This window comes from Deinococcus pimensis DSM 21231 (assembly GCF_000519345.1).
Classification (GTDB): Bacteria; Deinococcota; Deinococci; order Deinococcales; family Deinococcaceae; genus Deinococcus_A; species Deinococcus_A pimensis.
In genome coordinates this window covers 70,668-80,305 of the sequence record NZ_KI912670.1, presented here as the reverse complement: position 1 = coordinate 80,305, position 9,638 = coordinate 70,668, and the positions used below count along the sequence as shown (strand labels likewise).

Genomic DNA, 9,638 nt, shown 5'->3' with positions numbered 1-9,638 from the left:
AGCAGGAGGCGCTGCGCGAGGCCGCTCACGGTCGCCGTCTGCAGCGCGCGCGTGCCGCTCCCGCCGGGCGGCATCTGCGTCCGCGCGTCCCACGCGAGCAGGTTGAGGACGCACAGCAGGTCGTTGATCTCGCCGGACAGCGTGCGGAAGTCGGTCATGACGCCACGCTCCCGGTCGCGGCGAGGGCGCGCAACTCGTCGAGGTTCGCGCGCGACAGCTCGCGGCGTCCGTCCTCCAGCTCGTGGATGAGCTCCACGAGGCGCGCCGTGATGGGCGTGGGCAGGCCGTGCTCGCGGCCGAAGCGCACCACCCAGCCGAGCTGCGCGTCCACCTCCGTGCGGCGCCTGCGGACGGCGAGGTCGCGCCAGATGCCGCTGTGCGTCTTCGCGCTGCGGCGGTTGAACGCGACGAGGTCGTCCATGCTGGCGTTCGCGGCGAGGTCCGTGCCGCCCGGCAGGAACGCGGTGGGGTCGAAGCCGTTGAAGGCCTCGGGGCGCATGCCGTGCGCGACGGCGACGCGCATCACCTCCCGCCCGAGCGCCACGTACATCGCGCGGTCCTCGGGCCGGGCGAGCGCGTCCGCGATGGAGTCGTTCGTGACGGCCGTCGCGAAGAGCAGCGCGCCGTAGCCGAGCTTGCTCCACAGGTAGCCCAGGACGTTGTCGCTCAGCACGGCGTCCGCGTCGAAGTCACGCAGCGCCGCGTGGATCGTCCGCGCGCGCTCGGTGAGGCGTCCGTCCTGCTCGCCCACCACGACCGCGCCGCGTCCCGCGTAGTGCACCGTGCCGGGCGAGAGGTAGTCCGCGCCGAAGTTCACGAAACTGCCCAGCACCCGCGCCTGCCCGAAGGTCTCGTTGAGGACGAGCGGGTTGAGGCCGTTCTGCACGGACACCACGCAACCGCCCGGCGTGACGTGCGGCGCGAGCTGGGCCGCCGCACGCTCGGTGTCCTGCGCCTTGGTGCACAGCAGGACCGTGTCCCACGCGCCGGTCACGTCCGAGGCCGTGAAGGCGGGCGCGCGCGCCGTGAACGTCTCGATGGGCCCCTCGATGCGCAGACCACCCTCGTTCACGGCGCGGACGTGGTCCCCGTCGCGGTCCACCAGGGTCACGTCGTGCCCGGCCCGGGCGAGGTACGCGCCGATCGTCCCGCCGATCGCGCCCGCGCCCCACACGAGGAGCCTCACGCGCCCCGCCCGGCCGGCGCGGGCGTCAGGGAAGCCCAGCCGCGCTCCAGGAGGTCCGTCGTCTCGCGCACCGCCACGTCCCACAGCGAGAGCATGTCCTCGTCCGGGCGCTGGTACAGCCCGCCGTAGTTGCCGTCGCCGAGCGTCTCGCGCAACTGCCGGGGCGAGAGGAGCCGCAGCCGATCGAGGTCCGTCATGGGCTTCTGGTGTGCGGGGAGCTCCACGCCCGGCAGGCGCGTCCAGGGGAAGTTCTCCATCCACGACGCGTGCGACGCCACGGGATCGATGCGCTGCACCTCCGCCCAGGTGCGCGGCGCGTTCCACCAGTTGTGGAAGAGGACCTGCGCGCCGTCGTGATCGGCGGTCCACTCGCCCGTGAGGCCCTGCGCGGGCGAGTTGCCGCCGTGCCCGTTCACGATCAGGATCCGCCGGAAGCCCTGCTCGTACAGCCCGTCGAGGACGTCGCGCACCACCGACAGGTACGTCTGCACGCGCAGGGTGACGCTGCCGGGGTACGCGCGGAAGTACGGCGTGATTCCGTACGGCAGGACGGGGAAGACCGGCACCCCGAGCGGCGCGGCCACGTCCTCCGCGAGCCTGGAGGGCAGGATGTTGTCCACGCACAGGCTCATGAAGCCGTGCTGCTCGGTGCTGCCGAGGGGAAGCACGCAGCGGTCGTCGCGCCGCAGGTAGGCTTCCACCTGCATCCAGTTCATCGCCTCGATCTTCATGGGGTCTTCCTTTCGCGCAGCAGCCCGCGCTGCTCCTCCAGCGCGGGCATGAGGGTGCGTTCCACGTCGCCGACGTCGACGGCGTGGCGGTACTCGAAGGCGAACTTCCCGGCGCGCAGGCCCGTCACGATGCCGTCCGCGCCGCTCGCGTACACGAGCGCGTCGCACCACCCGAGCAGGTCGGGCACGTCGGACGCGCCGAGGTGCGTGGCGCGCACCTCGCTCACCTGCGGGGCGAAGCGGTGCACGCCCGCCAGGAAGGTCGGGAGGAAGTCGTCGAAGGTCGCGACGAGCGCGAGACGCGTGTCGGGCGCGAGCGCCGCGAGCTGGCCGCGTGTCGCGAAGGACACCGCGACGCGTACGGGCAGGATGTCGAGGCCGGGCAGCAGCGCTCGCGCCTCCGCAAGGCGATGCCCGAGGGTCAGCACGACGTCCGCGCCGCGCACGTCGTCGGCGAGGTCGGGCCGTGCGAGCTGCGTGAAGGTGCAGGCCTGTACGCGGTCCTCGGGGCGCAGCAGCGCCTGCAGTTCCAGCGCGTACGCGTGCGTGGCCGCGTCGAGCACGCCGATCAGCACGATGTTCAGGCCCACTCCACGGGTGGCGTGCCCGCGCGTGACCATCGCCTGCAGGAACGCCACGACGCTCTCGGGCTCGATGCCGTCGCGCGCGGCGCGTTCCAGCACGTCCGCGAGCGAGGCGCGCAGCGCCGCGAAGTTCCGCGAGGGCCGCGTGGCGCCCGGATCCGCGACGTACGTGCCGCGTCCCGCGTGCGTCACGATCAGCCCGCGCGTCACGAGGTCCTTGTAGACGTGCGCGACCGTCACGTGCGCCACGCCGGTCTGCACGACGAGGTCACGGATGCTCGGGAGGCGCGTGCCGGGCGGCAGGTCCCCGCAGGCGATGCCGTACTCGATCTGCCCGCGAAGCTGCACGCCGAGCGGCACGGCGAGCGTCCGGTCCACCGTGAAGGCGGGGAGCCCCTCGGTGACGTCGGGCCGCATCAGCGCCCCCCGGCGCTCGCGGCGGGATCGAAGAGGTGGCAGGCGACCTGCTGCCCCGCGCCGACGTCGAGGAGTTCGGGACGCTCGGTGACGCAGCGGTCGAAGGCGTGCGGGCAGCGCGTGCGGAAGGGGCAGCCGCTCGGGACGTCGAGGGGACTGGGCAACTCGCCCGAGAGGGCGGGCGCGTCCACGCGGTGCGCGGGGTCGAGGTGCGGCGCGGCCGCGAGGAGCGCGCGGGTGTAGGGGTGCGCGGGCCGCTCGAACAGCACGTTCGTCGGCGCGACCTCCACGACCCGCCCGAGGTACATGACGGCCACGCGGTGCGACAGGTGCCTCACGAGGCGCAGGTCGTGCGCGACGAACAGCACCGTCAGGCCGAGCTTCTCCTGCAGTTCGAGCAGCAGGTTCACGACCTGCGCCTGCACGCTCACGTCGAGCGCGGAGACGAGCTCGTCCGCGACGATGCATTCGGGTTCGAGCGCGAGGGCCCGCGCGATGCCGATGCGCTGACGCTGCCCGCCGGAGAACTCGTGCGGGAGCCGCCCGGCGGCCTCGGCGGGCAGCCCGACGAGCGAGAGGAGTTCCGTGACGCGCGCGTCCATCCCCTCGCGGGGCCGCAGACGATGCACGGTCAGCACCTCACGCAGCACCTGCCCGACGGTCATGCGGGGGTTGAGGGACGAGAAGGGATCCTGGAAGATCATCTGGACGCGGCGGTGGTAGCGGCGCAGTTCGTCGCCGCCGAGGGAGAGGACGTCCTCGCCCGCGTAGCGGACGCTGCCCCGATCGGCGGGGTAGAGCCGCACGAGGCAGCGCGCGAGGGTGGACTTGCCGCAGCCGCTCTCCCCGACGATGCCGAGCGTCTCGCCGCGCCGCACGGTGAGGTCCACGTCGGTGAGGGCCCGCACCACCTTGCGGGGCTTCCCGCGCCAGCGGTCCACGAGTCCCTGCGGGGCGGGGAAGGTCTTGGTGAGGCCGCGCACGTCGAGCAGCGCGTCACCTTCCACGGCGGTCATACCAGCACCTCCCCGACGGCGGGCAGCTGAGCGTGATGGACGCAGGCGGTGGCGCGCTCGCCCGAGAGCGGCACGAGCGGCGGTTCCGCGCCGAGGCAGGCGTCCGTGCCGAACGCGCAGCGGGGGAAGAAGGCGCAGCCGCGCGGGGCGTCGCGCAGGTCCGGGGGGCTGCCCGTGATGGGCCGCAGGGGGCGGCGGTGCGCGCCCGCGTCCGGAAGGCTGCGCAGCAGCCCGAGCGTGTAGGCGTGGCGCGGCTGACGGAAGAGGTCCGTGACGCCGGCGGTCTCCACGAGCCGCCCGGCGTACATCACGGCGACGCGGTCGCAGGTCTGCGCGACCACCCCGAGGTCGTGCGTGACGAGCACGACGCTCATGCCGAGCTGCTCGCGCAGGCGCAGCAGCAGCCGCAGGATCTGGTCCTGGATGGTCACGTCGAGCGCGGTGGTGGGTTCGTCGGCGAGCAGCACGCGCGGCTCGGACGCGAGGGCGATGGCGATCATGGCGCGCTGCCGCATCCCGCCGGAGAACTGGTGCGGGTAGTCCGCGAGGCGCGTCGCGGCGCTCGGGATGCCGACGAGGTCGAGCAGTTCCGTGGCGCGCGCGAGGGCGGCGCGGCCCGTGACGCCGCGGTGCTCGCGCAGGTTCTCGCGGATCTGCTCGCCGATGGTCAGGACGGGGTTGAGGGCGGTCATGGGTTCCTGGAAGATCATGGAGATCTGCGCGCCGCGCACGTCGCGCAGCTTCCGTTCGGGCATCCCGACGAGGTTGTGCCCGCCGTACGTCACCTCGCCCGTCACGCGGACGGGTTTGCGGTGCAGGCCGAGCAGGGCGCGCAGCGTGACGCTCTTGCCGCTGCCGCTCTCCCCGACGAGCCCGAGGACCTCGCCGGGCCGCAGGTCGAAGTTCACGCCGCGCACGGCGTGCAGCTCCCCGCGTGGGGTGGGGATGCGCACGTCGAGGTCGCGGACGCGCAGGACCGATTCGGCGGCGCTCACGAGCGGGGCCTCAGGGCGTCGGCGAGGCCGTCGCCGATCAGGCTGAAGGTGACGCCCGCGAGGGTCAGCGCGAGCCCCGGGAAGCCCGAGATCCACCACGCGGTCACCATGAAGTTCTTGCCGTCCGCGACCATCACGCCCCACTCGGGGGTGGGGGGTTGCGCGCCGAGGCCGAGGTAGCCGAGCGACGCGCCGAGCAGGATGCCGAGGCTCATGTCCGTCATGAGGTACACGATGGCGGGCGTGATGGCGTTCGGAAGGATGTGCCGCAGGAGCACCCGCGTGGGGGAGAAGCCCAGCACGCGCGCCGCCTGGGCGTACTCGGTCTGCTTGTGCGCGACGACCTCGCCGCGCACGAGGCGCCAGTACGCGACCCAGCCGACGGCGCTCACGGCGATGTACATGTTCGTGAGGCCCGGGCCGAGCACCGCGACGATCGCGATGACGAGCACGAGGAAGGGGAAGACCACCACGAGGTCCGCGACGCGCCCGACGACCGCGTCGGCCCAGCGGCCCACGAAGCCCGTCAAGGCGCCGAGCAGGCTGCCGAACACGAAGGGGAAGAGGGTGGTGAACACCGCGATCTGCATGTCGACGCGGGTGCCGTGGATGACGCGGCTGAGCACGTCACGTCCGAAGTTGTCCGTCCCGAAGGGATGCTTGGCGCTGGGTGCCTGCAGGATGGCGGAGTAGTCGAAGTCGGTGGGACTGTAGGGCGCGAGCAGGCGCGGCGCGAGCGCGGCGAGCACGAAGGGCACGAGCAGCACGAGGCCGAGGGCGAGGGTGGGCTTGACGCGGCGGCGCGAGCGGGCGCGCGGCACGCCGGTCGTGGTGGGGGCGGTGGTGGTCATGCGGCTCCCTTCACGCGTGCTCCACGCGGGGATCGAGGCGGGCGTGCACGAGGTCCGTGACGAGGAACACGAGCGATACCAGCACGGCGAACACGAGGGTGAGGCCCTGGATGACCGGGTAGTCGCGTCCGAAGATCGCGTCGATCATGAGGCGGCCCACGCCGGGAATGGCGAACACGGACTCCGTGATGACGGCGCCGCCGATGAGCGCGCCGACGTTGAGGCCGAGCAGCGTGACGGTGGAGATCATGGCGTTCCTCAGCACGTGCCGCGACATCACCACGGCCGACTTGAGGCCCTTGCTGCGCGCGAACTCCACGTACTCCGCCGTGAGGACCTCCAGGATGGCGCTCCGCAGGGTGCGCAGCAGGATCGCGGCGAGGTTGAAGCCCAGCGTCAGCGCGGGCAGGAAGAGGTGGTAGAGGTGCCCGCCGAGGCCCTCGCCGTACCCGCCGATGGGGAACCACGCGAGCTTCGCGCCGAGCAGCGTGAGGAACTGCAGCGCGACGTAGAACACCGGCAGGGAGAGCCCCACCTGGAAGATGCCGCGGATGAGGCTGTCCACCCAGGTGTTGCGGCGCACGGCGGCGAGCACCGCGAGCGGCACCGCGAGGATCACGCCGAGCACGGCGGCGTACACGGTGAGGAACAGGGTGACGGGGAGGCGTTCGGCGACGAGCCGCAGCACGGGCACCTTGAGGCTGCTGCTCTCGCCGAGGTCGCCGTGCAGGAGACGTTCCGCGAACAGCAGGAACTGCACGGGAATGGGGCGGTCGAGGCCGAGCTCGCGTTTGGTGCGTTCGATGATCTCGGGCGTGGCGCGGTCCCCGAGGATCGCGCTGGCCGGGTCGCCCGGCAGGAGCCGCACGAGCAGGAACACGATGACCATCACCGCGATGAACGTCGGGATGATCTGCAGCAGGCGCTTGAGGACGTACGTGGCGCGCATGGCCTTCCTCCGGAAGGGTGGCCGCCACCACCTTGAGGGATGGCGGCGGCCCGTGGGGTGCGGTTACTTGTCGAGGTACGTCTCGGTGAAGATGTTGTTGCCCAGCGGGATCTGCACGAAGCCCTTGACGTTCTTCTGGAGCGCCACGGGGTAGGGCGTCTCGTAGAGGAACACGATGGGCGCGGCGTTCATGTAGATCGACTGGATCTGACGGTACTGCGCGGCGCGCTTGACGCGGCTGGTCTCCTGCTGGCTCTGCGCGAAGATCTTTTCGAGCTCGGCGTTCTTGAAGCCGGTGTGGACGGACTCGACGTTGTCGTAGATGGCGTAGTAGGTGGTGATCTGGCTGGGGTCGTTGATGTCGTTCGTCCACGCGGCGGTGCGCATCTGGAAGTCGTTGGCGCGGTAGCGGGCCGTCTTGGACGCCGCGTCGAGCTGTTCGATCTTCAGGCGCACGCCCACCGCGCCCCACATCTGCTGCAGCGCGGTGAGGAGCGCGAGGTCGTCGGCGCTGCCGCTCGTGGCGAGGCAGCTGACCTCGAAGCCGTTCGCGAATCCGGCGGCGGCGAGCAGCTGCTTGGCCTTCGCGAGGTCGTAGGGGTAGCCCTTCTGCGTGGTGTCGTACAGGGGCGTCGTGGACGACATGTACGACTTCATCGGCTTGCCGGTCCCGTACGTGACGATCTGGATGAGGGCGTCCTTGTTCGTGGCGTAGTTCAGGGCCTGCCGTACGCGGACGTCGCTGAGGGGGTTGGCGCTCCCGTTGTTGAGCTTGGGGCGGTTGTTCATCAGGATGTTGTTCACCTTGGTGGAGGGGAACAACTGCATGTTGAGCTTCGGGTTGGCCTTGAGCTCGTTCACGCGGGCGAGCGGGATGAACTCGGCGCCCTGGATCTCGCCGGACTGCAGCTTGAGGATGCGGGTGTTGTCGTCCGGGATGATCTCGAAGCGGATCGCGTCGAGGTACGGGAGGGCCTTGCCGTCGGCGCCCTTCTTCCAGTAGTAGGGGTTGCGCTTGAGGGTCATGCTGCTGCCGCGCTTCCAGTCGCTCAGCACGAAGGGCCCGGAGCCGATGGGTTTCTCCGCGAAGGCCTTGGCCTTCTCGGCGTCGTTCTTGCCGGGCGCGGCCTCGAAGAGCTTCTGCGGCATGATCGCGGCGTTGAAGGTGGCGAGCGCGGCGGGCAGGGTGGGGTCGGGCCGCTTGAGGGCGAGGGTGACGGTGCCGCCGCTCGCGGTGATGGAATCGATGCTGGCGAGCGAGCCGCTCCAGTCGCCGTTGTCGGGCTTGCGGGCGCGGTCGAGGGACCACTTCACGTCCTGTGCGGTGATGGCGCTCCCGTCGGCGAACTTGATGCCGGGTCGCAGGGTGAGCTTGAGGCTCCTGCCGTCGGACGAGACGGTGTAGTTCGTGGCGAGGCCCGGCTGGACGCCCTTGCCGTTGCTGGAGGGTTGCAGCAGGGTGTCGTACAGGTTCGTCAGGATCCAGATGTCGAGGTTGGCGTCGTTGAGGACGGGATCGAGGAACAGCGAGTCCGCGTAGCGGCCGTAGACGAGGGTGCCTCCTCTCGTGACGGCCAGGGCCTGGGTGAGGGCGAGTGTGGCGCCGACTGCGAGCGTCATCCGAACGAAACGATTCATACGGGCACCTCCGAGGATGCGGACCGCGGTTGTCGTGTTATGGCTGTTATGACTGTTATCGGGGAGCATAACACTTCGTGGAGGAATTGACAATCACCCGCCCGTCGGGTCCTCCCGACCTCAGGCGCGCTCACCCTGTACAGTGATCGCCATGACCACCTCAGAGGACGGCGCCCGCGCCTGGCGGCGCCTGCAGGACCGCGTCGTTATCGTCACGGGCGCCGCGAGCGGCATCGGCCGCGCCACCGCCCTCGCCGCCGCCGCCGAGGGCGCGCGCGTCGTCGTCGCCGACGTCGTCGCGGCGCAGGGGGAAGCCACCGCGCGCGACATCGCCCTGCGCGGCGGGCAGGCCGTCTTCGTTCACTGCGACGTCTCCGACCGCGTCCAGGTGAGCGCCCTCGTGGACGCCGCCGTGGGCGCCTTCGGCGGCCTCGACGCGCTCGTGAACAACGCCGGGATCGGCGGGGACGCCTCACCCGCGCACGAACTCGACGTCGAGGTCTGGGACCGCGTGCTCGCCGTGAACCTGCGCGGGCCCTTCCTGTGCGCCCGCGCGGCCCTCCCGCACCTCGTCGAGCGGCGCGGCGCGATCGTGAACGTCGCGTCCACCTACGGTCTGATCGGCGCGCCGAACGCGCCCGCCTACTGCGCCTCCAAGGGCGGCGTGGTCAACCTCACCCGGCAGCTCGCCGTGGACTACGGCCCGCGCGGCGTGCGCGTCAACGCCGTCTGCCCCGGCTACGTCGACACCGACATGGGCGGGCGCCGCGCCAGCCTCCCGCCCGAGCAGTCCCGCGCCGCGAACGAGCGCCGCGAGGCGAACGCGGCGCTCCAGCCTCTCGGTCGTCAGGCCCACGCGGACGAGATCGCGCAGGCCGTCGTGTTCCTCCTGTCCGGCGAGAGCTCGTTCATGACGGGCACCATCATGACCGTCGACGGCGGCTGCACCGCCACCTTCAACCACGGGGCCTGACGCCCGCGTCCACCCGTCCCAGGAGCCCATGACCACCGACACCCGGCGAGAGATCGCCCGCATCGCCCTGCCCGTCAGCCTGGAGTCCGTCACGCAGCTCGCGCTCAACTTCGCCAACCAGGTGATCGTCGGGACGCTCGGCACCGCCACCATCGCCGCCGTGGGCCTCGCGAACAACGTCGTCTTCATCGGGGTGCTCTGCCTGAACGTGCTCGGCTCGGGCTGCGCGATCCTCGCGTCGCGCGCCCGTGGCCGCGGCGACGACGCGGAGGTCGCGCGCGTCGCGACGCTCTCCGTC

10 protein-coding genes are annotated in these 9,638 nt (G+C 71.4%); 2 read left to right on the top strand and 8 right to left on the bottom strand.

The window, feature by feature from the left end:
* Positions 1 to 154: 154 nt before the first annotated feature.
* The 8 genes from DEIPI_RS0119450 to DEIPI_RS0119415 all read right to left on the bottom strand — a co-directional run bounded on the left by DEIPI_RS0119450 (position 155) and on the right by DEIPI_RS0119415 (position 8,367).
* Entirely contained in the window at positions 155 to 1,186 is a 1,032-nt protein-coding gene (locus tag DEIPI_RS0119450) for a ketopantoate reductase family protein (protein WP_027482869.1), read from the bottom strand.
* Positions 1,183 to 1,917 (bottom strand): creatininase family protein, encoded by a 735-nt coding sequence (locus DEIPI_RS32820; protein ID WP_045234745.1) that lies wholly within the window; start codon positions 1,915 to 1,917, stop codon positions 1,183 to 1,185. The genes DEIPI_RS0119450 and DEIPI_RS32820 overlap by 4 nt, the downstream gene beginning before the upstream one ends.
* Positions 1,914 to 2,918, bottom strand: a complete 1,005-nt coding sequence (locus DEIPI_RS0119440) for a GntR family transcriptional regulator (RefSeq protein ID WP_045234744.1) — start codon at positions 2,916 to 2,918, stop codon at positions 1,914 to 1,916. Before DEIPI_RS0119440 ends, DEIPI_RS32820 begins: the two co-directional genes overlap by 4 nt.
* Positions 2,918 to 3,934, bottom strand: coding sequence for an ABC transporter ATP-binding protein (locus tag DEIPI_RS0119435; RefSeq protein ID WP_027482867.1), 1,017 nt, complete (start codon positions 3,932 to 3,934; stop codon positions 2,918 to 2,920). Before DEIPI_RS0119435 ends, DEIPI_RS0119440 begins: the two co-directional genes overlap by 1 nt.
* On the bottom strand, positions 3,931 to 4,929 hold the full coding sequence (locus DEIPI_RS0119430) for an ABC transporter ATP-binding protein (protein ID WP_052351836.1): 999 nt from the start codon (positions 4,927 to 4,929) through the stop codon (positions 3,931 to 3,933). The genes DEIPI_RS0119435 and DEIPI_RS0119430 overlap by 4 nt, the downstream gene beginning before the upstream one ends.
* Positions 4,926 to 5,780 (bottom strand): ABC transporter permease, encoded by an 855-nt coding sequence (locus DEIPI_RS0119425; protein WP_027482865.1) that lies wholly within the window; start codon positions 5,778 to 5,780, stop codon positions 4,926 to 4,928. Before DEIPI_RS0119425 ends, DEIPI_RS0119430 begins: the two co-directional genes overlap by 4 nt.
* A gap of 10 nt (positions 5,781 to 5,790) precedes the next feature.
* A complete protein-coding gene (locus DEIPI_RS0119420) occupies positions 5,791 to 6,729 on the bottom strand; it encodes an ABC transporter permease (RefSeq protein WP_027482864.1) in 939 nt (312 codons plus the stop codon).
* A gap of 63 nt (positions 6,730 to 6,792) precedes the next feature.
* Entirely contained in the window at positions 6,793 to 8,367 is a 1,575-nt protein-coding gene (locus DEIPI_RS0119415) for an ABC transporter substrate-binding protein (RefSeq protein ID WP_027482863.1), read from the bottom strand.
* A 151-nt stretch (positions 8,368 to 8,518) separates the two neighbouring features.
* Between DEIPI_RS0119415 and DEIPI_RS0119410 the strand changes: the two genes are divergently transcribed.
* Together DEIPI_RS0119410 and DEIPI_RS35770 are read left to right on the top strand one after the other, a co-directional pair.
* Positions 8,519 to 9,340: an SDR family NAD(P)-dependent oxidoreductase gene (locus tag DEIPI_RS0119410; protein ID WP_045234743.1), complete on the top strand. Its 822-nt coding sequence runs from the start codon at positions 8,519 to 8,521 to the stop codon at positions 9,338 to 9,340.
* A gap of 28 nt (positions 9,341 to 9,368) precedes the next feature.
* The coding region (locus tag DEIPI_RS35770; RefSeq protein WP_027482861.1) for an MATE family efflux transporter at positions 9,369 to 9,638 on the top strand (270 nt) is incomplete at its 3' end.